We start from the raw sequence: 25,390 nt of genomic DNA on the forward strand, positions 1-25,390 counted from the left end.
ACTCCCCACCCCCGCCGTCTCACCCACCGTCGGCGCCGGGTCCCCCCCCCCCCCCCCCGGGGCGCCCCGCTCGACTCGGGGGGGCCCCGTGGGGGCGGCGCGCGCGCCCCCTCGACTGTGGACTTTTGTCGCAGGTGGTCAGCCCTGCTGGAGGATGGCCTCACCCTCGATCTCGATCTTGACCTTCTTGCCGATCATGACGCCGCCGGTCTCCAGGGCCATGTTGTAGGTCAGGCCCCAGTCCTCACGGTCGATCTCGGTGTGCGCGCTGAAGCCGAACAGGTGCTGACCATACGGGCTGGTGGTGGCGCCCTCGAACTCGACGACCAGCTCGACCGGCCGGGTCACGTCCTTGATGGTGAGCTCGCCCTCGAGGACGAACTCGGCGCCGGCATGCGACTTCACGCCGGTGCTGCGGTACTCCATCGTCGGGTACTTCTCGGCCTCGAAGAAGTCGCCGGTGCGAAGGTGGTTGTCCCGGTCGACCTGACCGGTCTCGACGCTCGCGGTCTTGATCGACGCGGTCACCGAGGAGTCGAGCGGGTTCTCGCCGACCACGATGGTGGCGCTCGCCTCGGCGAACTGCCCGCGGACCTTGCTGACCATGAGGTGCTTCACCACGAACCCGACCCGCTTGTGCGCCGCGTCCAGCTCGTAGGTGCCGGCGGCCGGGATCTGCAGACCTTCGAACTCACGGGTGCTGACGGTCATGACTGGTTCCTTCTCTCAACCTCTGCGACTGATGCTTGTCTGACGGAGCAACTATATGCTGCGCAATATTCCTCCTGTCAAGTGCCTGGTACTGTTGACCTCGTGAACAAGGACCTGGAAGACCCACGCCTCACGGCGATCGGCCTGCTCGCCGAGGCATACACGGGGTTGATGAACCGGCTCACCACACAGTTCGAGGAGCACCGCCTCTCCCCGGTGGAGTTCGAGGTGCTCATGCGCCTGGCGCGCTCGCCCCGCAGTCAGCTACGGATGACCGACCTGGCAGGTCAGACCACGCTTTCCACGAGCGGCGTCACCCGGGTCGTCGACCGGATGGAGCGCAGCGGCCTGGTCCGCCGCGAGGCGTGCGCGACCGATCGCCGCAGCTCGTATGCGGTGATCACCGACGCCGGTCAGCAGCGGCTCGCCGAGGTGCTGCCGGGCCACCTGGAGCTCGTGCAGAAGTGGTATGTGGGATTGCTCACCGAGGAGCAGCTCGAGCAGTTGCTCGGCTCGTTGCGCACGATCCGGGACACCGTCAACCCGTGCGCGGTGGCGGGCAGCGAGGAATCGCCGCCCGCCTAGCAACTCAGAGGCCGAGGCCCCGGGCGATCAGCATGCGCTGCACCTCGGAGGTGCCCTCGCCGATCTCGAGGATCTTCGCGTCGCGGTAGAACCGGCCGACCGCGGACTCGTTCATGAAGCCGTATCCACCGTGCACCTGCGTGGCGTACCGGCTGTTCTCCATCGCGGCGTTGCTGGCGTGCAGCTTGGCGATCGCCGCGTACCGCTTGAAGTCCTCGCCGGCCAGCATCCGGGCGGCCGCGTCGTAGTAGCCGAGCCGGGCGGTGTGCGCGCGCAGGTCCATGTCGGCGATCAGGAACTGCACCGCCTGGAAGTTGCCGATCTCCCGGCCGAAGGCGGTGCGCTGCTTCGCGTAGGTCACCGACTCGTCCACGCAACCCTGGGCCAGGCCGACCGAGAGGGCCGCGATCGCGATCCGCCCCTCGTCGAGGATCCGCAGGAACTGCGCCAGCCCGCGACCGCGCTCGCCGAGCAGGTTGGCGGCCGGCACCCGGACGTCGTCGAACGACAGCTCGTGGGTGTCCGACGCGCACCAGCCGACCTTGGAGTACTGCGGCGCGACGGTGAAGCCCGGTGTGCCGGACGGCACGATGATCGTGGAGAGCTCCTTGCTCCCGTCCGGGTTCGTCCCGGTCACCGCCATCACGGTGACCAGGCAGGTGATGTCGGTGCCGGAGTTGGTGATGAACGCCTTGGTTCCGTTGATCACCCACTCGTTGGTCGACTCGTCGAGCACCGCCCGGGTCGTGGTGCCGCCCGCGTCGGAGCCCGTGCCCGGCTCGGTGAGCCCGAAGCCGGCGAGCGCCTCACCGCTGGTCAGCCGGGGCAGCCACTGGGTGCGCTGCTCCGGGGTGCCGTAGCGGTAGATCGGCATGGCGCCGAGGGAGACGGCCGCCTCCAGCGTCACCGCGACCGAACTGTCCACTCTGGCCAGCTCTTCCAGGGCCAGGCAGAGCGCGAAGTAGTCGCCGCCCATCCCGCCGAACTCCTCGGGGAACGGCAGCCCGAACAGGCCCATCTTGCCCATCTGCCGCACGATCTCGTACGGAAAAGTCTTGTTCTCGTAATGCTCGGCAATGACCGGGGCGATCTGCTCTCGGGCAAACTCCTGCACGCTGGCGCGCAACTCCTCGTACTCGTCGCCGAGCCGGAAGTCGACCATGACTTTCCTCTCTCTAAACCGGAGTGACGCCGTGCCGGCGCCGGGAGAACGCACGTTCCTTGGTTCGCGCCGCGGCAAAGCGCCGGATCAGCTCGGCCCGCAGATCACCCGGTTCGACCACGGCGTCCACGACGAGTTCGCTGGCCAGGCGCATGATGTCGATGTCGCGCTCGTACTCGGCGCGGCGCTCGGCGACGAAGGCGGCTCGTTCGTCCGGGTCCTCGATCGCCGCGATCTTGTTGGCGTAGACCGCGTTCACGGCCGCCTCGGCGCCCATCACCGCGATCTTGGCGGTGGGCAGCGCGATGGTGGCATCCGGCTCGAAGCCGGGGCCGGCCATCGCGTAGAGACCGGCGCCATACGCCTTGCGCACCACGACGCAGATCTTCGGCACGGTGGCCTCGGAGATCGCGGTGATCATCTTGGCGCCGTGCCGGATGATGCCCTGCTTCTCCACCGCGGAGCCGACCATGAAGCCGGGGACGTCGGTCAGAAAGAGCAACGGCACATTGAAAGCATCACAGAGTTGGACGAAGCGGGTGGCCTTGTCGGCGGAGTCGACGAAGAGCACGCCGCCCTTGAACATCGAGTTGTTGCCGACGATGCCGACCACCTCGCCGTTGATCCGGGCGAAGCCGACGGTCAGCTCACGGGCCCACAACGCCTGGATCTCGAAGTACGAGTTCTGGTCGACCAGGCCCTTCACGTACCTGCGCATGTCGAAGGCCTGGCGCTCGCTGGCCGGAACCAGACCGGCGAGATCGATGCCGGCGGGCTCGGCGGCGGAGGCCGCCGGCGGCGCCTGCGTCCAGTTGGACGGCAGGTACGACAGGTAGGTGCGGACCACGTCCAGCGCGTCCTGCTCGGTCTTGCAGAGGAAGTGCCCGACACCGGACTCGGCGCAGTGCACCCGGGCGCCGCCCATCGCCTCGAGCGTCGTCTTCTCGCCGGTGACCATCTCGACCATGCGGTCGGACCCGAGGTACATGCTGGCGTTGCCCTCGACCATCGCGACCACGTCGCAGAAGGCCGGGATGTAGGCGCCGCCGGCGGCGGACGGGCCGAACAGTGCGCAGACCTGCGGGATCGAGCCGGAGGCCTTGACCTGGTTGTGGAAGATCTTGCCGGCGCCGCGCGGGCCGGGGAAGAGATCGACCTGGTCGGTGATCCGGGCGCCGGCCGAGTCGACGAGGTAGACCATCGGCACACCTTGCCGGTACGCCCGCTCGATGGTCCGGATGATCTTCTCGACCGTCCGGGCGCCCCAGGAGCCGGCCTTGACCGTGGAGTCGTTGGCCATCACGCAGACGTCCCGGCCGTCGATCCGGGCGACTCCGGTGATCACGCCATCCGCGGGCAGCCCGTCCGCCAGACTGTTGGCATAGAGCCCGTCCTCGACGAACGAACCCTCGTCGACCAGGAGCGCGATGCGCTCGCGGGCGAAGAGCTTGCCCTTGGCCGCGTTGGCCGCGTGATACCGCTCGGCACCACCGGCCAGCACACGCTTGCGCACCGCGGCCAGCGCCTCGCTGTCCATCGACCCCTCCGCTCCCGAGCCTTAACGCTCGTTAACTCTTTAACGAGCGTTAGGTTAGCTCACCGGCGAGCACGGCGGCAACGACGAACGGGAGCCCCCGCGTGCTGCGGGGACTCCCGTCCGTTTTCACTGCTGCCGGCGCTGTGGAGGAGCACCGACGATCACCGGCGCCGCACGGCGCCGATGCGAGTCGCGCCCGGGACCGGCGCGACCCGGTCTGGTGCCGCTCAGCGCAGCGTGTTCAGCAGGTCGAGCCCACCGATACCGGCGCTGCCGACGCCACCGAGGCCGTCGGTCAGCTCGGCAACCGGGGACTTCTCCGCCTTGGCAGCCTTACGGCCACCGTGGTTGTGGTCGCCGTACTGGTCCGGCGCCTGGCCGCCGTAGCCGTCGTCGGCAACGTCCGCAGCCGGCTTGCCGTAGCCGTCGTTCTTGACGCCCTGGTCGTCCTTGTAGCCGTTGTCGCCACGAACGTCACCGTCGTCGTCGCAGCCGTAGCCGTCGCCCTTGACGATGCCCTTGACCGCGCCGCAGTCGTCGCCGTCGCCCAGGATGTCGTCGTCGCCCCAGACCGGCTTGACCGGCTTGACCCAGTGCAGGTGCTTGCGGTCACGGTCGCCGCCACCGACGTAGTTCACGCAGGCGCCGCTCGACTGCGCAAGGCCGAGGACCGCGAGCGAGTTGCCGCAAACGTTGATCGGCACGGTGATCGGCGCGGCGATCTGGGTGCCGTTCAGCGCGCCCCAGTTGCGGGTGCTGATCTGGCCGACGTTGCCGACCCCGTTGCCGCCGCCGTCCCAGCCGCTCTCGGCCCGGTTCTTCCGGCCCTCGAGCTTCCAGCTCTTGCGGCCCTGGCTGCCGACGACGTTCGCGCAGATGCCGTTGGCCGAGCTGGCGCCGATGATCGCGATCGCGTTGCCGCAGGCGTTGATCGGCACGGTGATCGGGACCGCCACCTGGGTGCCGTTCAGCGCGCCGACGTTGTAGGCGCTGATCTGGTCGACGTCGCCGACCCCGTCGCCGCCGCCCCAGCCGTGCTCGGTCTTGGCGCTCTCGACCCGGTTCGCGGCGACGCCGTGGGAGAAGGCCTTGCCGAGCACCGCGGCGGAGTTGCCGGCCACGTTCACCGGAACGGTGATCGGAACCGCCACCTGGGTGCCGTTGAGCAGACCGACGTTCTTGGCGGACAGCTGGTCGACGTCCCCGGTGCTGGCGCTCTCCAGGTAGTTGGCCCCGACGCCCTTGCTGACGGCCACGCCGCCGACGCCGATCGCGTTGCCGACGACGTTCACCGGGACCTTGACCGGCACGGCGACCTGGGTGCCGTTGAGCCCACCGAAGTTGCCGAAGGTGACCTGGTCGACGTCGGCCTGCGCGGCGGCGGCCGGAGCGAACAGGAGGGCACCGGCGGCCAGGACACCGACGCTCAGAGTCTTACGAACCCACGTCTTCTTCATGAGAAAGAGATGCCTTTCGCAAATGGTCAGCAAATGGTTTTCCGCATATTCAATTGGGTGTTCCGGAATCCGTTTTCGGGCGCAGCGGTGCCCTGGCGCGTTTTTCTCCGACCTTGACCTGTCTGCTTCTCGCAGTGGTGGTGTGAGGTTCTGAGCTGTTTGCGCGATCTCGCAGCCGCTCCAGCCCGGACGCTTGCCGTGAAGCGCCGTTACCTTCACTAGTCAGGTGAGACGGTCGGGGCCTCGGCGTCGTGCCGCCGGACCTCGACATCGGCCGCGAGGGGGCGCAGGTGGCTCGCCACCGCACCGTTCGCGACCCGGGCCGGAAGGACGGCTGCCGCGCCGACCTCCGGAGACGCTCCCGACCCACCGGCCGGGATGCCGCTGACTGCCCCGAGGTTCATCCGCATCGGCGCCGGCCCGTCGTCGACGGGCGTGTCCTCACGGATCGTCTCCGGCACGGACGGCCGGGCGGCCGGGACGTGCCGGTGGACCTTGGACCGGGACGGGGCCTCGGCGTTCCGGGCCGGCGTGACGCCGGAACCGGCACGGGAGGCCGGGGTGCTGTCACTCGCTTCGGCGCCGTCCGGCTTTTCCGCCATTTCGGTCTCCGCCGGCTTGATCTCCGCCGGTGCGGGTTCCGCCGGTGCAGGTTCCGCCGGTGCGGGCTCGGTCACCGGATCCGCGGCGATGTCCGCCGACGCGGTCCGCGAGCTGTCGTCCGCCTTCTCACCGCTGGTACGCGGCGGAGCGGTCACCGTTCGCAGGACCGTGTCGACGGTCTCCGCGTCGATCGCGGATCCGTCGTGCACAACCTCGTCGAGCGTCTCCACCGGCCCGGACAGCACCCGTTCCGGTGCCGCGAGGATCGACGTCACGGCTGAGTTCCCCCGCGGCGGAAGACTGAAAGGAGAACCGCTGGAGGGACGCCGGTGGGACTTCGGTGCGGACTCCAGCGGCTGGACGGCCGCCTTCAGGAGTTCGCCGACCGCGGGTTCGTTCCCGGGAACCGACACGACACTGTCCAGCGTGGACCCGAGCAGCGAGCCGGCCGGCTCCGAGTCGTGGTCCGCGGCGTGCGCGGCGGCACCGGTGAGCAGCCAGGCCGCACCGGCGAGACCGACGACGACGAGTGCACGCAGAGCCCACCGGGATCCGGTACGGCCCGCGCGGCGCTCCGTCCGCCGCTCCGCCCCCTGGTTCGGGGACGGCATGAGCGGGGAGGCGCCAGGGGTGATCGGCAGCGGCCGGCACGCCGTGCGCTCGTCGCGCTCGACCTCCCGACCCGTCATGATCCACCCCTCGTCGTCACCAATTCGACCGGTGGCCGATTCACCTGTCTTGACCACTTCGAGGTGAAGAGTCAGGAACAGGCGATATTTGCCACTCGGTATTGGTAACGACGGGGGCGATCCGAAAGTCACGCGGACAAATCGGAAAAATGATCGCAGGAAAATGCAGCGAGAATCACACCAGGCGGGATCGGGGACCGGCGCGGAGCACCCCGGACGGCAGCGTCCGCCCGACGATCTCTTCGGCCAGTTCAGCGGCCGAGATCAGACGATCCAGGTCGATTCCGGTCTCCACTCCCATGTCGTGCAGCATGTGCACGACCTCCTCGGTGGCGACGTTGCCCGACGCACCGGGCGCGTAGGGACAGCCACCGAGGCCGCCGGCGCTGGCGTCGAACTCGGTCACCCCGAGTTCCAGGGCGGTGAGGATGTTCGCCAGACCCGTACCTCTGGTGTTGTGGAAGTGGAGCAGGTCCGGGCGTACCGCGGAGAGCAGGTCACGGACCCGGCGCGGGGTGGCCATGCCGGTCGTGTCGCCGAAGGCGATGCGATCCGCGCCGTCGGCGCGGACCCGGGCCACGATGCCGGCCACCCGGTCCGGATCGATGTCACCCTCGAACGGACAGCCGAAACTGGTCGCGACGATCACCTCGAGCGTCGCGCCGGCGTCGTGCACCAGCGGGATCAGCTGGGCGATGTCGTCCAGCGACTCCTCGGTGGACCGGTTGAGATTGCGGCGGTTGTGGGTGTCGCTGGCCGACACCACCACCTCGATCTCCCGGAAGCCGGCGGCGATCGCCCGCTGGGCGCCTCGCGAGTTCGGGATCAGCGCCGAGTAGCGCACGTTCGGGTTGTGCCAGACCCGGGACCACACCTCGTCCGCGTCGGCCATCTGCGGGATGGCCTTCGGGTGGACGAACGAGACGGCCTCGATCCGGCGCACGCCGGTGCGGCTCAGCTCGTCGATCAGCCGGACCTTCGCGTCGGTGGGGACCGGCTCCTCGTTCTGCAGCCCGTCCCGCGGCGCGACCTCACGGATGCTCACCGAAGTCATGACCTCACCTCATCCGGGAGACGATGCCGGTGTCGTAGTCACCGGAGAGGAACTCCTCGTTCTCCAGCAACTCGGCGAAGAACGGCAGGTTGTTCTTCGGGCCGGCGATCTGGAAGCCGGCGACGGCGGCCCGCGCCCGGGCGATCGCCTCGTCGCGGTCGGCGCCGGTGACGATCAGCTTCGCCATCAGCGAGTCGTAGAAGGGGGTGACCGTGGTGCCCTCGGCATATCCGGAGTCGACCCGCACGCCCGCACCCTGCGGCTCGACCCAGGTCGCGACCTTGCCGGGACCGGGCAGGAACCGCTTCGGGTCCTCGGCGTTGATCCGCAGTTCGATCGCGTGCCCGCTCGTCGCGGCGTCGAGATCCACATTGGGCTCCAGGCCGGAGGCGATCCGCAGCTGCTGCTCGACCAGGTCGATGCCGTGGATGATCTCGGTGATCGGGTGCTCGACCTGCAGGCGGGTGTTCATCTCCAGGAAGAAGAACTCTCCGGTGCCCGGGTCGAGCAGACACTCCACAGTGCCCGCGTTGCGGTAATTGACTGCTTCGCCGGCTTTGACGGCAGCTGCCAGGAAACGTGCGCGCAGCTCGGGGCTCACCGCCGGGGACGGGGCCTCCTCCACCAGCTTCTGATTGCGGCGCTGCACCGAGCACTCCCGCTCGGAGAGAGCGACGACGCGGCCGTCGGCGAGACCGAGAATCTGCACCTCGACGTGCCGCACGCGGGGGAAGTAGCGCTCGATCAGGACGGCGCCGTCGCCGAACATCCGCTCGGCGAACGCGCGCACCTTGTCGTACTCGGTGCGCAGGCCGGCCTCGTCGTTCGCGACCGCCATGCCCATGCCGCCGCCGCCCGCGGCGGCCTTCACCATCACCGGGAAGCCGATCGCCTCGGCCGCTTCCAGCGCGGCCTCGACCGTCGCCGCCGGGTCCTGCGTCCCCGGCGCGACCGGCACGCCGGCCGCGGCCATCAGATTCCGAGCATTGATCTTGTCGCCCATCGCGGTGATCGCGTCGGCGTCGGGCCCCACCCAGATCAGGCCGCTGGCTTCGACCGTACGGGCGAAGTCCGCGTTCTCACTCAGGAAGCCGTAGCCGGGGTGAATGGCCTGTGCGCCGGTCGACTTGGCGGCGGCCAGGATCGCCTCGGTGTTGCGGTAGCTCAGAGCCGGATTGGCGGGACCGACACAGACCGCTTCGTCGGCCTCGGCGACGAACGGCAGATCCGCGTCGGCTTCCGAGTGGACGGCGATCGTCCGGATCCCCAGCCGCTTCGCGGTCCGGATGATCCGGCGGGCGATCTCGCCCCGATTGGCGACGAGCAACGACTCGATCATGGCGCTCTTCTCTGTCGGTTTCCTCCGCCCGGTGGGAGGGGTCTCCTGCCCACGTCGGGCGCTGCCGATGGTGTTCCCCTGCGCGGCCGGGCCGTTGTGCGGTCAGGTCCGCGCTGTCGTGCTGCCTGCTGATTCCTGGGCGTCGCCGTTTCGCGTGGGGCGCCGTAGGAGCATTATTCCGTTTTGCTACATCCGGCAGGATGCGTCTCGCTCAGGCCTAGCCCCTTCCGCCGCGTTGGCCCTGGCTTGCCTGCCGCGCTAGGCGGCGGAAGAGGGCTTGGCCCGCCTGCCGCACGAGGTGGCGACTGATGGCCCTGGCCGCCTCCGCGGAGCCGAGCTGCGGCAGAAGGCCTGGCCCTCCCGCCGCGCGCGGCGGCTCAGTGGCCGGTCAAAGCGTGCATGGTGGCGTCCCGCAGCAGGTCGGCCCGCCGGCGCCGCTCCACCTCGCCGCCGAGGAACGGCGTCGAGTTCATCAGGCCGAAAGCGGCGTGTGCCAGCACTCGCGCCTCCGCGGCGTCCAGCTCCGGGCGCACCCGGGACAGCACACCCACCCACTCCTCGACGTAGAGACGCTGGAGCCGGCGGATCTGCCGACGGGGCTCCTCCGGCAGCCGGTCGAGCTCGTGCAGGTGCAGGGCGATCACCGCGGGGTTGGCGAGCGCGAAGTCCACATGGAAGTCGATCAGGTCGGCGAGCGCCGCCTCCGCTTCCTCGGGATGGCGGGCGACCCGCTCCTGCCCACCCTCCAGCAGGCTCTCGCTGACCGGGATCAGCGCCGCGACCAGCATCGCCTCCTTGCCGGCGAAGTGGTGATAGAGGGCTGGCCCGGTGACGCCGGCGGCGGAGCCGATATCGTCCATCGACACGCCGTGGTAGCCGCGGGACGCGAACAGTCCCACCGCGATCTCCAGGATTTCGTCGCGGCGTGACCGCCGCCGAGGCGCCGGCGGGGTCGTCCGGTGCCGCTGATCTACCGTCGTCACCCGGCAACTGTAACCCGATGTCAAGCCTCGGCTTAACGGTCGTTCAGCCGATTTGTGGCCTCCCTCGCCTCCTCATACAGATCGGCCGCCATCTCCCGGGTCGGAGCGTCCGGGTGCATGCCTTTCAGCAGTGTGTCGAGCATCTCCTGGGCCTCCCGGGGCGACCCCGACCGCAGCAGCGCCTCGGCGAGCATGCCCGCCACCCGGTCGGCGTCGTCCTCGGCGCCGATCTCCCGCAGCCGCTCCGGCGCGCCCCGCAGATGCGGCACCGCCTCGGCATACCGCCCGCGGCGCATCAACAGGTTGCCCACCTCGAACGCGAAGATCGACTGGCCCCAGCGGACGCCCGGCTGAGCCGCCAGCTCGTCCGGCAGCTGCGCATACCGCTCGGCGACCAGCTCGATCAACTGCTCCGCCGCGGGCATCTCGTCGGCGTAGTTGAGCGCCATCAACCGGCGCCGCAGCAGCCGCAGCTCGCCGGCGAGATCCCCGGCCGTGCGCAGCGCCTCGGCCGCGGCCTGGAAGGTCAACGCCGCCTCGCTGTCCCGGTCCAGGTCGTAGAGCAGCACACCGGCCTGCTCACCGATCTGGCCCCGGCCGGCCGGGTTGTCCTCCAGCCGCTCGATCAGGTCGCGGAAGACCTCCAGCGCCCGGGCGCTGTCGCCGAGATCACGGTAGAGACCGGCCAGCAGGAATCGGGTGTCGTTCGCCGGCTCCTCGAAGCCCAGCCGCTCGAAGCCGAGCAGCGCCTCCTCAGCGACCTCGATCGCCTCGGCCTGACGGCCGGCCATCCGGTAGGCCTGGGCGAGGTCCTGCCGGGCGAACACCCCACCCTCGTCCATGCCCTGCTCGGCGCAGATCGCCACCGCCTCGACCAGGTCGTCGATCGCCTCGGCGGCGCGGTCGAGCTGCATCAGGGCACGACCGCGGTAAACCCGGGCGGAGAGCACCGGCCCGGACAACCCGGCAGCCAGCGCCTCGTCGAACGCAGCCACCGTCTCGGCCGGGTCGTCGGCCAGGTGCCCGAAGACCGCGGCGGCCTGCGCACTCATCCGGGCCGGGCCGTGGGTGCGGTAGAACTCCCAGCCGGCCCGGGCAGCCGCCAGCGCCTCCTCGTCCCGGTCGGCCGCGGCCCGGTTCCGGGCCCGCACCATGGCGTGCTGCGCCTGCCGGCGCGGATCGGGAACCTCCTCGGCGTGCTGGTCAGCGCGATCGCTCGCCTCGTTGGCCTCGTCGATCCGGTCCAGCAGCAGGTAGATCGTGGACAGCCGCAACCACGCGGCGGCACGGTCCTCCGGACCGCCGTGCTCGTCGTGGTACGCCACGTCCGCCTCGACAGCCGCGAGTCCCTCCGCCGGCTCTCCGGCGAAACCCCGCTCCAGTCCGACCCGGGCCCGCAGCTTGATCACCGCACCGGTGTCGCCCGCCTCGGTGTAGAGCTCGATCGCCCGCTCCCAGGCCCGCACCGCCCCGTCGGCGTCGTCGGACAACCGGAGCCGCTGGCCGCGAGCCCGCCAGAGCCGGGCGGCGGTCGCCGCGTCCGCCGGCTCCCCGAACCGGGCGTCGAAGGCGTCGAGAACGGCAGCCAGCTCCTCGTCACGGTCGGCCTCCCAGTGCTGGTCGGCCAGGTCCAGCAGCTCGGTAGCGGAGACCTCGGGCACCACCACCGGCGCGGCCGGCTCGGCGGCCAGGGCCTCGGCCTGGACCGGCGCCGGCGCCCGCCGGGCGGTCGCCGACAGGGCGAGCTCCACACCGTACGGCTCCGGGTCGAGGGTCTCGGCGATGAGCTTGCTCTGGTACGACGTGCCGTTGCGCGCGTCGAAGGCGGCCGCGAGATCGGTCGCGACCGTGGTCAGCTCCACGGCCAGCTCGGCGGCCGTGATCTCGTCACGCCCGGTGCGGCGGATCGGCGCGTCGCCGTGCCCGCGCTCGCTGATCCGGCGCAGCAGCGCGGCGGAGGACGCCGCGAACTGCATGGCCGCGGCGGGTGACGGCGCACGCTCCAGCCAGTCGATGTGCCGCTGCAGGATCTCCAGCGCCCGGTGTTCGTTCCCGGTTCGGGTGCAGAACTGGATGTGGTCGGCGATCTCGCTCAGGTCGGCCAGGTTGTTCCGCTCGACCAGGTAGGCCCGGCGGTGGGCGTCAGCGGCCTCGTCGAGCCGGCCGACCCGCACCAGGGCCTCCATCAGCTCGCTGAGGATGCCCTGCGGCTGCTCGACACAGTCCAGCTTCTCGGCGAGCGTGGCCACGCCCCGCTCGACGGCCTCGGCATACCGGCCGCGGGTGTTGAGGTGCCAGACCAGCGTGGTCGGCTCGCACCCGGCGCAGTCGGAGAGCGAGTCGCGGGGAGCCGCCTGCCACTTCTCGAACCAGCGGTCGGCGGCCTCGAGGTCACCGATGTGGCTGGCCACCAGGTAGCAGTGCTTGTAAACCGGCTGCATGCCGTGGCCGTTCTCCCGGTAACGCCGCTCCATGTCGTCGAGAACGGCGTAGGTGCGTGCCAGCGGCACCTCGGGGAAGTCGGTCAACGCGTTGATCATGGTTTTGAAGAGCCACAGCAGGCTGTGCTTGCGCCGCTGGTGGTACGCCGCCGGGTTGCGGTCGAAATCCGCGACGCACCAGGAGAAGGCGGGGAACGCCTTCGCCGGCTCGCCGCCGTAGACGTAGGCGCTGGTGGCGAAGAGCCGCGCCTGGAAGGCCAGCTCCGGATCACCGGCCGCGTCGACGTGCCGCAGCACCTGCTCGACCAGGGCGATCTGCGCCGCGCCGTAGGGCAGGTGCTGGGCCTCGCCGAGCAGACTCCAGAGTTCCTCGGTGGTCTTCATCAGGACGCCTCCCGCGGGACGGCCCGGTCCAGCAGACCGAGAAAGGACGTGGTGAGCAACGCGGCGTCGGCCGGCCGGATCGGGTGGTGCCCGAGCATCAGGGCCTGACCGTAGAGCGACTCGACGGCGAGGCCGGCCAGCTCCGCGTCGGCGAGCGCGGTCACCCGGCGGACCAGCGGGTTCCGGTGGTTCAGGACGAGCTGGGGCCGGTCGGTCGGCACGGTGCGCGCCAGCGCGTCCAGCACGCCGCCCCACAGGTCGTCAGCCTGGTCACGGCTCGCGGTGAACTCGCCGTGGAACGCAGCGGCGCGGCTCACCAGATAGAGCGCCGGCAGGGTGACCGGGTCGAAGGCGCGAACCACGACCTCGCAGCCGAGCCGGTCAAGACGGCGCTGCGCGGCCGCCAGGAACGGGCGCAACGACAACTCGGTCTCCGCCTCCAACGGCAGGAAACGGGTGGTCAGATCGGTCGGGTCGAGACGCTCCGCCTGGATCGCCGGATCTGCGGCGGCGAGCCGCTGGATCAGATCGGCGTCGTACACATACCCACCGTTGATGAGACCCACGTCCTGGGCCGCGGCGACGGCGGCGAGCTGGCGGAACTCGTCGTCGGTGGCCGCGTAGCGCAGCACGCCGAACCGCTCGCGGAACTCGGCGAGGGTGATCTCGCCCATGTTGGTCTGCATCGGGTACCACTGCTCGACCAGGCGCAGCATCTCGTCGTCGTGCAGGGCCAGCGCCTTGACGCCGAGGTGGTGCACCCGCAGGAACTCGCCGAGGCGGCGCGGGTCGGTAGCCGACAGGCGCACCAGCCAACCGCGGATCTGGTCGGCGATGGCCTCGCGGGCCTCGGCGAGCTGCCCGTCGTCGTAGAGCGACTCGCGGCTGGCGGTCGGGCGCAGCTCGGTGCTGTCGACCACGCAGCGGGCGAAGAACGCCCACTCCGGCAGCAGGCCCTCGACACTCTCGGCGAGCAGCATCCGCTTCAGGTAGACGCGGTGACCGCCGCGGCTGGCCGGGTTGACCGGGGTGGGCAGCACGAACGCGGCACCGGTGAGGCCGGCGGCGGGCACGTTCAGCTCGATCACGTCGAACGGGCGGAAGCCGAGGGTCCGCTCCGCGAACGCCGAACGGGACTCGGGCGGCAGCTCCCAGGGGGCTCCGCCGCCGGTGATCCGCCGGTCGTCGACCCGCACCTCGACGGGAAGCAGCGAGCCGTAGAGCGTGGCGAGCTCGGCCACCGTCGTACCGGTCAGGAAATGCTCGGAGCCGCGGCGCGGCACCAGGGTGACCGTCGTGCCGGGCTCGCGCTCCGCGCCGGGAGCGACCTCGTAACGCCCGTCGGAGAAGCCGGTCCAGAGCACCGCCGGGGCGCCCTCGCGGCGGGTGTGCACGCGGATCTCGTCGGCCACCATGAAGCAGGAGAGCAGACCGATGCCGAACTGGCCGAGGAACTCGTGCCGGGCGAAGCCCAGCTCGTCGCGTTTCGAGCTGCGGCCGATGGTGGCGAGCAGCTCGTGCACCTGCGCCTCGGTGAGCCCGATGCCGTTGTCGCTGATCCGTAGCGTGTCGCCGGTGACGATCTCCACCCGGCCGGCGTGGTCGGGCCCGACGGCGGTGATCGCATCGACGGCGTTCTGAAGGAGCTCGCGGATGTAGACGCGTGGGCTCGCGTACAGATGGTGGCTGAGCAGATCGACGATGCCCCGGAGGTCGACCTGGAACGTGTTGCTCACGGGCGAGAAAGCTACCGGGTACCCCCGACAGTTTTCTCGCCCGTTCTCAGATCAGCTCAAGCCCGGATCAGCTCAGGCCACCCGGCTCCGCGCCGCGGGCGATCGGCGCCCGGACCAGGTTGCCCCACTCCGTCCAGGAGCCGTCGTAGTTGCGCACCTGCGGATAGCCCAGCAGGTGGTGCAGGACGAACCAGGTGTGGCTCGACCGCTCGCCGATCCGGCAGTACGCGATGACGTCGTCGGCCGGCTCCAGGCCCAGCTCGTCGCGGTAAATCTTGACCAGCTCGTCGTGCGGCTTGAAGCTGCCGTCGTCGTTCGCCGCCGACTTCCACGGCTTACTGACCGCACCCGGGATGTGACCGCCACGCAGCGCGCCCTCCTGCGGGTACGCCTCCATGTGGGTCAGCTCGCCCGTGTACTCCTGCGGGGAGCGGACGTCGACCAGCGGCCGGCCGCTGGCGATGTGCCCCATCACCTGGTCACGGAACGCCCGGATCTCGGCGTCGTTACGGACCGGCACCGGGTAGTCCGCCTTCGGCCGGACGGTCTTCTCCCGGGTCAGCTCGCGACCCTCGGCGGCCCACTTCTGCCGGCCGCCGTCGAGGAGCCGCACGTCGCGGTGCCCGAACAGGCTGAAGACCCACAGCGCGTACGCCGCCCACCAGTTGAAGTTGTCGCCGTAGAAGACGACCGTGTCGTCACGGCCGATGCCTTTCGCGGCACACATCGCGGCGAACGCCGCCGGGTCCAGGTAATCGCGGGTCAGCTGGTCGTTGAGCTCCAGATGCCAGTCCACCTTGACCGCGCCGGGGATGTGGCCGGTGTCATAGAGCAGCACGTCCTCGTCCGACTCGACGACGACCAGGCCGGGCGTGTCCAGGTTGGCGGCGAGCCACTCGGTGGTGACAAGTTTGTCGGGATGTGCGTAGGCCTGCAGCGCCTGCGCCGGATCGTTCGGAACGGACATGACTGTCACGCTAGCGCCTCTCAGTCGGCGACCGGGGCCAGCACCGGGCGCTTCGCCGCGACGAGGTCACCGGACGACCGGCCACGCAGATGCCGCCCGACCCAGGGGGCGAGATGTTCCCGGGCCCATTTCAGGTCGGCGCTGCGGGCCAGGCGCCACGGCGTCGGCTGCGGCGCCGGCGGGACCAGCATCCAGTCCTCCTGCACGCCGACGCCGAGCGCGGTCAGCACGTGCCCGGCCACCCGGCGATGTCCCAGCTCGGACAGGTGCAGGCGGTCGTCGCTCCACATCTCGCGGTGCCGGAACGCGTCGTCGGCGAAAAGATCGATCAGGTGCGCGCCCTGGCGTACGGCGATGTCGCGGACCCCGTCGTTGAGCAGCGCCGCCCGCGGGGCGATCATCCGCTGACCGCCCGGGATGTGTGCCGCCACATCGGCGAACCGGAAGAGGACCACGTCCGCCCCGGTCGCCCGGATCTGCTCGATCGCCCGCTCGGCACGCCGGAGCAGGCCCGGCACGTCGGTCCGGGGCCGCAGGATGTCGTTGCCGCCGGCCGCGAAACTGACCAGGTCGGGTCGCATCGCCAGGGTCGGTTCGAGCTGCTCGGCGAGCACCCGGTCCAGCAGCCGGCCGCGAACCGCGAGGTTCGCATAACCGAAGTCGGGTCCGGAGTCGACGGCCAGGCGGGTGGCGACCAGATCGGCCCAGCCCCGGTAGGTCCCGTCCGGATACTCGTCGCACATGCCCTCGGTGAAGCTGTCACCCATCGCCACGAAGCTGCGCCAGGCCATGCCGCCTCCCAACGTCTGTTCAGCTTTGGTTGCCCGGAAAGTTTTCCACCGGGCGGCGAGCGAACGGAACGTGATGATGGCGACACGGAGATAACCGGATGCTTTTCGTCGTACCTCCTCCCTAGGCTCGTTGCCATGCTGCTTCGGATGTCCAGGTTGCTGCTCAAGACGCTGCGCGAGGACCCGGCGGACGCGGAGGTGCCAAGCCACCGGCTCCTCCTGCGCGCCGGCTTCATCCGCCGCGCGGCACCGGGCGGCTACACCTGGCTCCCACTCGGCAAGCTCGTGCTCGACCGGGTCACCGACGTGGTCCGGGAGGAGATGACGGCCGCCGGCGGGCAGGAGGTCTCCTTCCCCGCTCTGCTGCCCCGCGAGCCCTACGAGATCACCGGCCGCTGGACGGAATACGGTGACGACATCTTCACCCTGCGGGACCGGCGCGGTGCCGACCATCTGCTCGCGCCCACCCACGAGGAGATGTTCACCCTGCTCGTGCAGGACCTGACCGGCTCCTATCGGGACTTCCCGCTGCTGCTCTTCCAGATCCAGACCAAGTTCCGCGACGAAGCACGGCCGCGCGGCGGCCTGCTTCGCGGCCGCGAGTTCCTCATGAAGGACGCCTACTCCTTCGACCTCTCCGAGGCCGGCCTGACCGAGGCGTACGAACGGATGCGCGCCGCCTACCAGCGGATTTTCGTACGGCTCGGGCTCGACCACACGATCGTCTCCGCGGTGTCCGGCGCGATGGGCGGCTCCGCCTCCGAGGAGTTCCTGGCCGCCGCCGAGGTGGGCGAGGACACGTTCGTCGGGTGCACCGCGTGCGACTACGCGGCCAACACCGAGGCGGTCGTCACCCCCGCACCGGCCGCCCAGCCGGTGACGGCGCCCGAGTTGCAGGTCCACGACACTCCCGAGACGCCGACGATCGCCTCGCTGGTGGAGTTCGCCAACGCCCGGGCGCTCGCCGGGCGGACCGACTGGACCGCCGCCGACACCCTGAAGAACGTCGTGGTGACGGTGCACCGCCCCGGCGCCGAGGCCGAGCTTCTGGCGATCGGCGTGCCCGGCGACCGCGAGGTCGATCTGAAACGGCTGAACGCCGTGCTGGCGCCCGCCACCGCCACCCTCTTCGACGACTTCGAGTCGCGGCCCGACCTGGTGAAGGGCTACATCGGCCCGCAAGGCATCAAGATCCGCTATCGGGTCGATCCCCGGGTCGCGCCCGGGACGGCCTGGCTGACCGGGGCGAACGAGCCGGGCCGGCACGCCACCAACGTGGTCGCCGGTCGCGACTTCGCCCCCGACGGCACGATCGAGGCCGCCGACGTCCGTGCCGGCGACCCCTGCCCGGCCTGCGGTTCCGGTGCGCTCACCATCCGCCGCGGCATCGAGATCGGGCACATCTTCCAGCTCGGCCGGCGATACACAAATGCGTTCGCTGTGGACGTGCTGGGTGCCGACGGCAAGCCGCAGCGTCCCCTCATGGGCTGCTACGGCATCGGCATCTCCCGGGCGGTGGCGGCGATCGCCGAGCAGCACCACGACGAGCGCGGCCTGGTCTGGCCGGCTTCGGTGGCCCCGGCAGACGTGCACATCGTCGCCGCCGGCCGCGACGGCCAGGTCGAAGCGGCGCTGCAGCTCGGCGCCACCCTGGACCGGGCCGGCGTCCGGGTGCTGGTCGACGACCGCCCCCAGGTGTCAGCCGGCGTGAAATTCACCGACGCCGAGCTGATCGGCATCCCCCGCACGGTCGTCGTCGGCCGTCGCCTCGCCGAGGGCTACGTGGAGTTGCGCGACCGCCACGGCGGAACACGCCAGGAAGTGCCCCTTGTGGACGTAGCGGGTGTAATCACGACGGAGGTCGGGTAACCGTGTCACAACGCCGATGGAGGGGCAGAGGCATGGTGAGACTGGTCGCGGACGCGATGACCCGTCAGGTTGTCTACCTGCCGGAGGACACCCCACTCGACGAGGCCGCCCAGGCCATGCGTGACCGGGGCATCGGCGACGTGGTGGTGACCCGCGGCCCGACCATGGCCGGCATCGTGACCGATCGCGACATCGTGGTCCGCGCGGTCGCCGAGGGCCTGTCCACCTCAGCCACCACCCTGGGCGCCATCGCCAGCCGCGAACTGATCATGATCGAGCAGAGCGCGACGGTGGAGGAGTCGGTCCAGGCGATGCGCGATCGGGGTGTTCGCCGGTTGCTGGTCTGCGATGCCGATCGCAAGGTCGTCGGCATCATCAGCCTCAGCGACGTCGCCCTCCTGCCAACGTCGGCGGCCGCCTGATCCTCTTCACCGGATCACCCGCCTCAGCGACGTAGCCCCTCCTACCAACGTCGGCGGCTGCCCGATTCTCGCCGCGATCAACAGCCCTCTGGCCGCCCCGCAGGATTGCTGCCCACCCTCCCAGCAGTACTTCCAGGCAGCCGTCCACTACGAAGGCTGTCCACCTCCCAACGCCATCACCTTCGGCGCCAATTGCCGATGGGATCGCTGCCTGTCCTCCCAGCTCCACCTCCAGGCACCCGGCCACGCCGAAGGCTGTCCATCTCCCGACGCCGTCGCCCTGGCACTAGTTGCCAACCGGATTGCCGCCTGCCCTCCCAGCACCACCTCCAGGCACCCGGCCACACCGAAGGCTGTCCACCTCCCCGACGTCGTCGCCCTGGCACTAGTTGCCAACCGGATCGCTGCCTGCCCTCCCAGCACCACCTCCAGGCACCGGCCACGCTGAGGGCTTGTGCACCTTCCGACGGCGGCGCCCCGGCACCAATTGCCAACCAGGTCGAAGTCTCTCCGCCTCCCAGCAGCGCTGCGCGTCGCCGCCGGGCAACGGGCGAGCGACGTGCCGCAACGGGGGCGCCGCCGGCGGCCGGCGAGTACAGCGCGGTGGTGCCGGCGCGGAGCGCGGATCAGCAGGCGTCCGGCCATCCGGCGATGCCGGATCTCAGGTAGGCCGCCGCCCTGCAGGTCGCGGGCTGGTGGTCGTGATCGGCAGTGGGGAGGGGCGCCGCGTAGGGTCGGAGATGTGACTGACATGCCGCCGAAGCTGGCCGAGATCGTCGACGAGTTCGCCTCCGCACCGCGCGACGTGGTGCTCGAGATGTTGCTGGAGTTCGCCGACGCGGTGCCGCCGCTGCCCGCCGACCTGGCCGGTCACGACGGCATGGAGCAGGTCCCGGAGTGCCAGACCCCGTTCTTCCTCAAGGCCGACGTGCAGCTCGACCGGACCGTCATCGCCCACTTCGACTGCCCGCCGGAGGCACCGACCACCCGGGCATTCGCCGGCATCCTCGCGGAAGGGCTGGCGGGGGCGACCGCCGAGGAGATCCTGGCCGTGCCGGATGATCTTTACGCCCGGATGGGGCTGGCCCAGGCGATCAGCCCCCTGCGGGTACGTGGTGGCACGGCGATCCTGGCCCGACTGAAGCGCCAGATCGCCGAGCAGTCGATCCCTCTCGAGACGGAGTGACGTGGATATTCAGGTCTGGTCGGACGTGGTCTGCCCGTGGTGCTACATCGGCAAGCGGCGACTGGAGAAGGCGCTGGAGACCTTCGACGGCGACGTGACCGTCACCTACCGGGCGTACCAGCTGGACCCGACCGCGGTGCCCGAACCGCTGCCGATCAAGCAGGCGATGGCGGCGAAGTTCGGTGGCCCAGGTCGCGCCGAGCAGATGTTCGCGCAGGTCACCGAGATCGCCGCGGCGGACGGGCTGAAGCTGGACTTCGACCGGGCGATCGCGGCGAACACGTTCGCCGCGCACCGGCTGATCGCCTGGGCGGCGACGTTGGACCGGCAGGCGGACATGCTGGACGCGCTGCAGCGGGCGCACTTCACCGAAGGCATCGACATCGGATCCGTCCCGGCGCTCGCCGGCGTAGCGGCGTCGATCAACCTCGACGAGTCAGCCGCGCTGGCCTATCTCAACTCCGAAGCCGGCTCCAGCGCGGTGCAGACCGACCTGAACGAGGCCCGCGAGCTCGGCATCACCAGCGTTCCGACGTTCGTGATCGACGGCAAGTACGCCGTCCAGGGCGCCCAGGAACCGGCCACCCTCACCGCCGCCTTCGAAGAGATCGCCCGGCGGGAGGCCACCGAAGCCGGTCGATGATGTTTCACGTGGAACGACATCGACGATCGTCGTCAGGACATCTCGCGACCGAGCCCCTCGATCACCTGGGCCTCGGGTAGCGCACCCAGCGCCGGACCAGCGATGACAATCTTGCTGTGCCGAACCCCGGATCCGATGATCACGTGCGGGGTGGCCACGACGCGTGAGTCGACCAGGATCGGCCAGGACGCCGGCAGGCCGATCGGGGTGATGCCGCCGTACTCCATCCCGGTCAGCGACACCGCCTCGTCCATCGGGGCGAAACTCGCCTTGCGCACGTCCAACTGACGCCGGACCAACCCGTTCACGTCAGCACGGGTGGTGGCCAGGACGATGCAGGCGGCGTACTTCGTGACGTCGCCACGGCGCCCGGCGACGATCACGCAGTTCGCGGATTCGGCGAGACCGACGCCGTAGGCCTCGCAGAAGGCAGCAGTGTCGGCCAGCTCCGGGTCGATCGGCGCCACCAGGACCTGGTCAGCGTCGATCGGCGCCTCGACCGGCCAGACCGCCAGAGCCTTGGCCACCGGCGGGGCGAGCAGGTCGAGGCGGGCTTGGGCGGATTCGGTCTGCAGGCTTCCCATCATGTCCGCCATCCTCGCCCAGTCAGTGGATCAAGGCACGCCGGGGCTGCGTAGCAGCCAGCCGGCCAACTCCTCGCCCAGCCTCCGGATCGCAGCACGCCCGCACCGCGTCCCCACCATGAGCCGGTCAGCGCCCCGAAGCGCAAGTCGTTGCCGTGGAGCGTCAGACCGGGAGACACGCTTCGGCGGCGGCAAACAGGGTTCTCCGGGCCGGAACAGCCCACCACCAACCACCGGCCCGGCCAGCACAGTCAGCCCGCCCGAGGCGCAAGACATCGCCGGGTGGAACACCGCACCCTAAACGCAGACATGCGGCCGCAGGCCCTACCCGCGGCAACAGGCATCTCAGGTCCGGAAGAGCCCCACCACCATCCGCCGGCCCGGCCAGCACAGTCAGCCCGCCCGAAGCGCAAAACATCGCCGGGTGGAACACCGCACCCTGAACGCAGACATGCGGCCGCAGGCTTTACCTGCGGCGACCAAGGTTCTCCGGGTCAGCACCAACCTCCGGCCCAGCCAGCACAGTCAGCCCGCCCGAAGCGCAACGCATCGGCGTGAAACACCCATCCCAACTCGGGCATGTAGCCGGTCGGCGCCGACGGTCTACGGGGTCGGGTTGTCGCAATTGCAGGCCCTGGCCGAACAGGGCTCGTGGGCCGGGCGGCCCACCGCCGTCCACCGGCTGGCCAGCCGTGGCCAGCCCGCCGAAGCGCACGGCGTTGCGCTGGAACAGCCGGACCGATCGGCATGCCGTGGCGGGCCGTGGCCGCAGTGAGCAGGTAACCCACGCCCGGATCGCGTCGCCGCCAGCCAATTCCTCAGATTCCGGCGGATCATGCCGACCGTCAGATTTTGTGGAGGAGCGTCGGAGAGCACGCGTCGGGACAGTCAGCGGCCTGGCGCTGCTGACCGGTGCAACCGCACTGGTCGCGGTCGCCGGTGGTCACCGCTCAATCTTCGCGACCCTGCTGCTCGGCCTGCTCGCGGCCGGCATGGCGCACGCGCTCGTCGTCGAGATCCAGCGCCAGGCCCGCCGCCGGTCACCCGGCGGCTGGGGACGCCACGACACCGTGAACACCGCCCTGCTGGCCTGCTGGGCAGTGAGCGCCACCGCCCTGGTGCCGGTCGCCGCCCTGCCGCTGCGCATCCTCGGGCTCCTGCTGGCCGTCGGTTACGCCGCCTGCTGCGCCTATTTCGTCGTGGAACGCCGCCGGTCGGTCGCCGCGCCGGCCCTGCCGTCGCCCGCACCGGCCGTCGAGCCGTCGACCTCGGTGCCCGCCACTCCGCCGGTCACCGACTCGGCGCCGTCGGTCTGAGCCAACGTCGGCAGCACCACCATCAGCGGTGGCACCGGCACCCCGTTGGTCTCGATCGGCAGCTCGGGCACCGGCAGCCAGTCCACCCCCAGCGGCTCCGGGCCGGCACCGTCGTCCTGACCGGCTCGTGGCTCGCCGTCGGCCACCGTCACCGCGAAGACCGACGTCATGCCTGACGGATAGGGCATCTCCAGCACGTAGCGGGCGTCGCTGACCACCAGCCCGGTCTCCTCGAAGACCTCACGCCGCAGCGCCTCCTCGGCCGTCTCACCGGGCCGCAGCCCGCCGCCCGGCAGGGTCCACCACTCTCCGCCACCGGACCGTCGGCTCCGCTCGTGCACCATCAGCACACGGCCATCCCGCACGATCACAGCGGCGGCGCGTCTTCGTTCGCTCACGCAACGCAGGCTAACTGCCGAAACTGTGCCGCGCAGGGGCGGTTCATTCCTCTGTGGATAACCTCGGCACGCCCAGAACGGGCATATGCGTATCTACATCTTCGGAACTGTGACCAGCAGATACGTTCGTTCGGCAAGCAAGTCCCGGGTCAGGGGAACCCCGGTCTGCTCGCTCAGAAAGGCCAGTGCGGCCCGCGTGGGGTCCGTCACTGTCGTATCCCCGACCAGGCCCACCGCCCGCAACGCGGCCTGGAACTCGGCCGGCCGGCTGCCGCCGAGCCGGGTCGGCACGGCGCTGTCGTAGTCCAGAACGAGATCCTCGTCCCGCAGCACCAGAAGCCTTCCGCGGCCCGCAGCGTCGCTGCGGTAACCCGCCACCACCCCACCCTCGGAAAGCGGGCTCACGAGGCTCTGAGTGACCCCCAGCGCCCCGTTGTCCTCGACGATCAAGGAGTACTCGCCGATGCGGGCGACACCGACGAAGAACCGGTCGGTCCTGCCCTGCTCGCCGTCGCCGCCGCCGACGAGGCGCAGCCATTCGACCCGCTCCAGTTCGGTTCCGCCGAGCTGCTCGATCACCTGGGCCGGCGCCAGGCCGTGCACCAGGGTGAAGCAGAAGCCGCTCGACAGGGCCGGGTCCCGCGACGGCCAACCGAAGTCCGGAGCGGCGCCGGGGGACGGGCTGGCGGGTGGCACGGCGGCGCCCGGTGCCGAGCATCCGGCCAGGCCGGCGAGAGCGAACAACAGGAGGGTGGAGCGGCGATTCACCGAGCCAGTAGATCAAAGAACCACAAGCTCGCGTGGCCCACCAACCATGATCACCAACACATCGCGGTACAGAAATGACGAACGGCCCCAGCCCGCATTTCTCGGACAGGGACCGTCACGGTCGTGGTGGAGCCCAGGGGACTTGAACCCCAAATGCAAGATCATGGATTCCGGTATATTCAGATGGCCTCTAACCTGGTGTGCCTTTAGATCATCTTTTGATGTCTGACACTGCTTTGCAGGCTCACGTGGTCCCGAAATGGTCCCACTGATCTTGCGGAACGGCGAGCCCTGAGTCGAGCATCACCGCCACGCCACTTGCCACCGGAACCATCATTTCCGGTGGCAAGCCGCGTAGCGGCGCGGCAGAAGCCACAAACCTGACCACCAACGAACCGCGAGAGCACTCGATGTAAAACTTGAGCGATGAGCGACCACCGCCCGGATGACCACGAGGGTGAGCAGGCAGAACCGGATAAGGCACCAACTGAGCCGAAAGAGTCTCCGGACAAGCCGTCAACCCGCGCGAATCGAGCCTCCGGCAGTCTGGGGCTCGCGGGCACCGACATCAGCAAGGCCTTCGCCGCCCTCGACACCAGCAAGGCCTTCGCCGCCCTCGACACCAGCAAGGCCTTCGCGACCCTCGACACCAGCAAGCTCTTCGCGACCCTCGACACCAGCAAGGCCTTCGCCGCCCTCGACACCAGCAAGGCCTTCGCCGCCCTCGACACCAGCAAGGCCTTCGCGACCCTCGACACCAGCAAGGCCTTCGCCGCCCTCGACACCAGCAAGCTCTTCGCGACCCTCGACACCAGCAAGCTCTTCGCGACCCTCGACACCAGCAAGGCCTTCGCGACCCTCGACACCAGCAAGGCCTTCGCGACCCTCAATGCCAGCGAGGCCTTCGCCGCCCTCGACACCGGCAAGGCCTTCGCCGGCACCGACATCAGCAAGCTCTTCGCGACCCTCGACACCAGCAAGGCCTTCGCAGCCTTAGACACCAAAGCTTGGACGGTAGCCTTCGACACCAGCAAAATCGTCGCGGGCCTCGACACCAGCGCCTGGATAACAACGGTCGACACGAGCAAGTTGTTTGCTGACCTTGACACCAGCAGCCTGGCGGCCTCCGTGACGTCGGATCAACCGGCGGCCATGGTTGATTGGTCGACTCTAGATAGGCAGATCGAAGAGCTTGAACACTCCTTCGAGGCAAACCTGCATGAGGGCGACTCGGCGAAGATCAACCTGGATGCCGCAGTGGATCAGGTACAAGAAAACTTCGCCGCCAACGGGCAGTCGCTCAGTCGTCGCCATGCCAAGAGGCTGGTACTTGCCGCGATTGCGGTCTACATCGCCACAGCGCTAGCTCTTCACATCACTAATGTCATGAGCATCAACGATCCGGTCTTCGATCCCAACAAGCTCGTAACGGATCAAACCGTTGCGATCGGCCTGGCACTTGCCGTGTATGGAGCTTTCAAGAAGAAGCAGTAGGAACCGCACTTCAGCGCATGCCCGCCGTAAACGATGCCGCCGGCGCGCCGGCCGATGCCGGCGCTTGCGCCGCCAGCAGGCCGAGCGCGACCGGCCGCGCCGCGCTTGCGCGGCGCCTTGATTCAGAAGAGATCAATTCGGCAACCAGGCAGGTCTTGTTCCACTACGTGCCACTGCCAACAAAGAGGTCCGACGCGGATCGACGAATTGCTGACACGGCGGGCCAGCGGGGATGACATCAAGACGCTCGGGTCCCCGGCCCGGCTAGATT

The 25,390-nt window shown here is 69.8% G+C and carries 21 protein-coding genes and 1 pseudogene; 7 read left to right on the forward strand and 15 right to left on the reverse strand.

The window, feature by feature from the left end; all coding sequences use genetic code 11:
- Nucleotides 1–138: 138 nt before the first annotated feature.
- The gene (locus tag AB0F81_RS19865) at nt 139–711 is read right to left on the reverse strand and encodes a YceI family protein (protein WP_360199238.1); all 573 of its coding nucleotides are present in this window, start codon (nt 709–711) and stop codon (nt 139–141) included.
- A gap of 102 nt (nt 712–813) precedes the next feature.
- On the opposite strand from AB0F81_RS19865, the gene AB0F81_RS19870 reads away from it, so the two are divergent.
- On the forward strand, nt 814–1,296 hold the full coding sequence (locus AB0F81_RS19870; RefSeq protein ID WP_360199240.1) for a MarR family transcriptional regulator: 483 nt from the start codon (nt 814–816) through the stop codon (nt 1,294–1,296).
- Between the two features lie 4 nt (nt 1,297–1,300).
- Here AB0F81_RS19870 and AB0F81_RS19875 read toward each other — a convergent pair whose 3' ends face one another.
- From AB0F81_RS19875 to AB0F81_RS19925, 11 genes are all read right to left on the reverse strand, one after another.
- Nucleotides 1,301–2,458 carry an acyl-CoA dehydrogenase family protein gene (locus AB0F81_RS19875; protein WP_360199242.1) on the reverse strand — a complete coding sequence of 386 codons (1,158 nt, stop codon included), beginning with the start codon at nt 2,456–2,458 and terminating at the stop codon, nt 1,301–1,303.
- Between the two features lie 13 nt (nt 2,459–2,471).
- Nucleotides 2,472–3,995: an acyl-CoA carboxylase subunit beta gene (locus tag AB0F81_RS19880; RefSeq protein ID WP_360199244.1), complete on the reverse strand. Its 1,524-nt coding sequence runs from the start codon at nt 3,993–3,995 to the stop codon at nt 2,472–2,474.
- Nucleotides 3,996–4,222: 227 nt separating this feature from the next.
- Nucleotides 4,223–5,452 carry a chaplin family protein gene (locus AB0F81_RS19885; RefSeq protein ID WP_360199246.1) on the reverse strand — a complete coding sequence of 410 codons (1,230 nt, stop codon included), beginning with the start codon at nt 5,450–5,452 and terminating at the stop codon, nt 4,223–4,225.
- Nucleotides 5,453–5,670: 218 nt separating this feature from the next.
- The gene (locus AB0F81_RS19890) at nt 5,671–6,744 is read right to left on the reverse strand and encodes a hypothetical protein (protein ID WP_360199248.1); all 1,074 of its coding nucleotides are present in this window, start codon (nt 6,742–6,744) and stop codon (nt 5,671–5,673) included.
- A 175-nt stretch (nt 6,745–6,919) separates the two neighbouring features.
- Nucleotides 6,920–7,798 carry a hydroxymethylglutaryl-CoA lyase gene (locus tag AB0F81_RS19895; RefSeq protein ID WP_360199250.1) on the reverse strand — a complete coding sequence of 293 codons (879 nt, stop codon included), beginning with the start codon at nt 7,796–7,798 and terminating at the stop codon, nt 6,920–6,922.
- Nucleotides 7,799–7,802: 4 nt separating this feature from the next.
- Complete coding sequence (locus AB0F81_RS19900; protein ID WP_360199252.1) at nt 7,803–9,137, reverse strand: biotin carboxylase N-terminal domain-containing protein; 1,335 nt, start codon at nt 9,135–9,137, stop codon at nt 7,803–7,805.
- Nucleotides 9,138–9,514: 377 nt separating this feature from the next.
- Nucleotides 9,515–10,120 (reverse strand): helix-turn-helix domain-containing protein, encoded by a 606-nt coding sequence (locus tag AB0F81_RS19905; protein WP_360199254.1) that lies wholly within the window; start codon nt 10,118–10,120, stop codon nt 9,515–9,517.
- 32 nt (nt 10,121–10,152) lie between these two features.
- Complete coding sequence (locus AB0F81_RS19910) at nt 10,153–12,945, reverse strand: tetratricopeptide repeat protein (RefSeq protein WP_360199256.1); 2,793 nt, start codon at nt 12,943–12,945, stop codon at nt 10,153–10,155.
- Nucleotides 12,945–14,681 carry an HSP90 family protein gene (locus AB0F81_RS19915; RefSeq protein WP_360199258.1) on the reverse strand — a complete coding sequence of 579 codons (1,737 nt, stop codon included), beginning with the start codon at nt 14,679–14,681 and terminating at the stop codon, nt 12,945–12,947. Before AB0F81_RS19915 ends, AB0F81_RS19910 begins: the two co-directional genes overlap by 1 nt.
- A gap of 67 nt (nt 14,682–14,748) precedes the next feature.
- Nucleotides 14,749–15,648 (reverse strand): sulfurtransferase, encoded by a 900-nt coding sequence (locus AB0F81_RS19920; RefSeq protein WP_360199260.1) that lies wholly within the window; start codon nt 15,646–15,648, stop codon nt 14,749–14,751.
- 20 nt (nt 15,649–15,668) lie between these two features.
- The gene (locus tag AB0F81_RS19925) at nt 15,669–16,439 is read right to left on the reverse strand and encodes an SGNH/GDSL hydrolase family protein (RefSeq protein WP_360199262.1); all 771 of its coding nucleotides are present in this window, start codon (nt 16,437–16,439) and stop codon (nt 15,669–15,671) included.
- A 135-nt stretch (nt 16,440–16,574) separates the two neighbouring features.
- On the opposite strand from AB0F81_RS19925, the gene AB0F81_RS19930 reads away from it, so the two are divergent.
- From AB0F81_RS19930 to AB0F81_RS19945, 4 genes are all read left to right on the forward strand, one after another.
- Nucleotides 16,575–18,308 carry a proline--tRNA ligase gene (locus AB0F81_RS19930; RefSeq protein WP_360199264.1) on the forward strand — a complete coding sequence of 578 codons (1,734 nt, stop codon included), beginning with the start codon at nt 16,575–16,577 and terminating at the stop codon, nt 18,306–18,308.
- Between the two features lie 32 nt (nt 18,309–18,340).
- Entirely contained in the window at nt 18,341–18,730 is a 390-nt protein-coding gene (locus AB0F81_RS19935; protein ID WP_360199266.1) for a CBS domain-containing protein, read from the forward strand.
- Nucleotides 18,731–19,472: 742 nt separating this feature from the next.
- A complete protein-coding gene (locus AB0F81_RS19940) occupies nt 19,473–19,916 on the forward strand; it encodes a SufE family protein (protein WP_360199268.1) in 444 nt (147 codons plus the stop codon).
- 1 nt (nt 19,917) lies between these two features.
- The gene (locus tag AB0F81_RS19945; protein WP_360199270.1) at nt 19,918–20,559 is read left to right on the forward strand and encodes a DsbA family oxidoreductase; all 642 of its coding nucleotides are present in this window, start codon (nt 19,918–19,920) and stop codon (nt 20,557–20,559) included.
- Nucleotides 20,560–20,591: 32 nt separating this feature from the next.
- Here AB0F81_RS19945 and AB0F81_RS19950 read toward each other — a convergent pair whose 3' ends face one another.
- Nucleotides 20,592–21,143, reverse strand: coding sequence for a YbaK/EbsC family protein (locus AB0F81_RS19950; RefSeq protein WP_360199331.1), 552 nt, complete (start codon nt 21,141–21,143; stop codon nt 20,592–20,594).
- An 854-nt stretch (nt 21,144–21,997) separates the two neighbouring features.
- Between AB0F81_RS19950 and AB0F81_RS19955 the strand changes: the two genes are divergently transcribed.
- Entirely contained in the window at nt 21,998–22,459 is a 462-nt protein-coding gene (locus AB0F81_RS19955) for a hypothetical protein (protein ID WP_360199272.1), read from the forward strand.
- A gap of 68 nt (nt 22,460–22,527) precedes the next feature.
- Here the strand turns inward: AB0F81_RS19955 and AB0F81_RS19960 are convergent.
- Together AB0F81_RS19960 and AB0F81_RS19965 are read right to left on the reverse strand one after the other, a co-directional pair.
- Nucleotides 22,528–22,857, reverse strand: a pseudogene (locus AB0F81_RS19960) (NUDIX hydrolase); the annotation flags it as partial.
- A gap of 93 nt (nt 22,858–22,950) precedes the next feature.
- Nucleotides 22,951–23,625 carry a DUF6461 domain-containing protein gene (locus AB0F81_RS19965; RefSeq protein ID WP_360199274.1) on the reverse strand — a complete coding sequence of 225 codons (675 nt, stop codon included), beginning with the start codon at nt 23,623–23,625 and terminating at the stop codon, nt 22,951–22,953.
- 426 nt (nt 23,626–24,051) lie between these two features.
- On the opposite strand from AB0F81_RS19965, the gene AB0F81_RS19970 reads away from it, so the two are divergent.
- The gene (locus AB0F81_RS19970) at nt 24,052–25,119 is read left to right on the forward strand and encodes a hypothetical protein (RefSeq protein WP_360199276.1); all 1,068 of its coding nucleotides are present in this window, start codon (nt 24,052–24,054) and stop codon (nt 25,117–25,119) included.
- Nucleotides 25,120–25,390 lie beyond the last annotated feature (271 nt).

The sequence above is a fragment of the Actinoplanes sp. NPDC024001 genome, from assembly GCF_040638955.1.
GTDB lineage: Bacteria > Actinomycetota > Actinomycetes > Mycobacteriales > Micromonosporaceae > Actinoplanes.

What these genes read in the sequence shown, in the direction of transcription:
- AB0F81_RS19925 (WP_360199262.1), bottom strand. Translation starts at nt 16,439, where the DNA reads ATGGCCTGGCGCAGCTTCGTGGCGATGGGTGACAGCTTCACCGAGGGC.
- AB0F81_RS19880 (WP_360199244.1), bottom strand. Translation starts at nt 3,995, where the DNA reads ATGGACAGCGAGGCGCTGGCCGCGGTGCGCAAGCGTGTGCTGGCCGGT.
- AB0F81_RS19890 (WP_360199248.1), bottom strand. Translation starts at nt 6,744, where the DNA reads ATGACGGGTCGGGAGGTCGAGCGCGACGAGCGCACGGCGTGCCGGCCG.
- AB0F81_RS19935 (WP_360199266.1), top strand. Translation starts at nt 18,341, where the DNA reads ATGGTGAGACTGGTCGCGGACGCGATGACCCGTCAGGTTGTCTACCTG.
- AB0F81_RS19970 (WP_360199276.1), top strand. Translation starts at nt 24,052, where the DNA reads ATGAGCGACCACCGCCCGGATGACCACGAGGGTGAGCAGGCAGAACCG.
- AB0F81_RS19950 (WP_360199331.1), bottom strand. Translation starts at nt 21,143, where the DNA reads ATGGGAAGCCTGCAGACCGAATCCGCCCAAGCCCGCCTCGACCTGCTC.
- AB0F81_RS19910 (WP_360199256.1), bottom strand. Translation starts at nt 12,945, where the DNA reads ATGAAGACCACCGAGGAACTCTGGAGTCTGCTCGGCGAGGCCCAGCAC.
- AB0F81_RS19920 (WP_360199260.1), bottom strand. Translation starts at nt 15,648, where the DNA reads ATGTCCGTTCCGAACGATCCGGCGCAGGCGCTGCAGGCCTACGCACAT.
- AB0F81_RS19895 (WP_360199250.1), bottom strand. Translation starts at nt 7,798, where the DNA reads ATGACTTCGGTGAGCATCCGTGAGGTCGCGCCGCGGGACGGGCTGCAG.
- AB0F81_RS19900 (WP_360199252.1), bottom strand. Translation starts at nt 9,137, where the DNA reads ATGATCGAGTCGTTGCTCGTCGCCAATCGGGGCGAGATCGCCCGCCGG.
- AB0F81_RS19875 (WP_360199242.1), bottom strand. Translation starts at nt 2,458, where the DNA reads ATGGTCGACTTCCGGCTCGGCGACGAGTACGAGGAGTTGCGCGCCAGC.
- AB0F81_RS19865 (WP_360199238.1), bottom strand. Translation starts at nt 711, where the DNA reads ATGACCGTCAGCACCCGTGAGTTCGAAGGTCTGCAGATCCCGGCCGCC.
- AB0F81_RS19885 (WP_360199246.1), bottom strand. Translation starts at nt 5,452, where the DNA reads ATGAAGAAGACGTGGGTTCGTAAGACTCTGAGCGTCGGTGTCCTGGCC.
- AB0F81_RS19930 (WP_360199264.1), top strand. Translation starts at nt 16,575, where the DNA reads ATGCTGCTTCGGATGTCCAGGTTGCTGCTCAAGACGCTGCGCGAGGAC.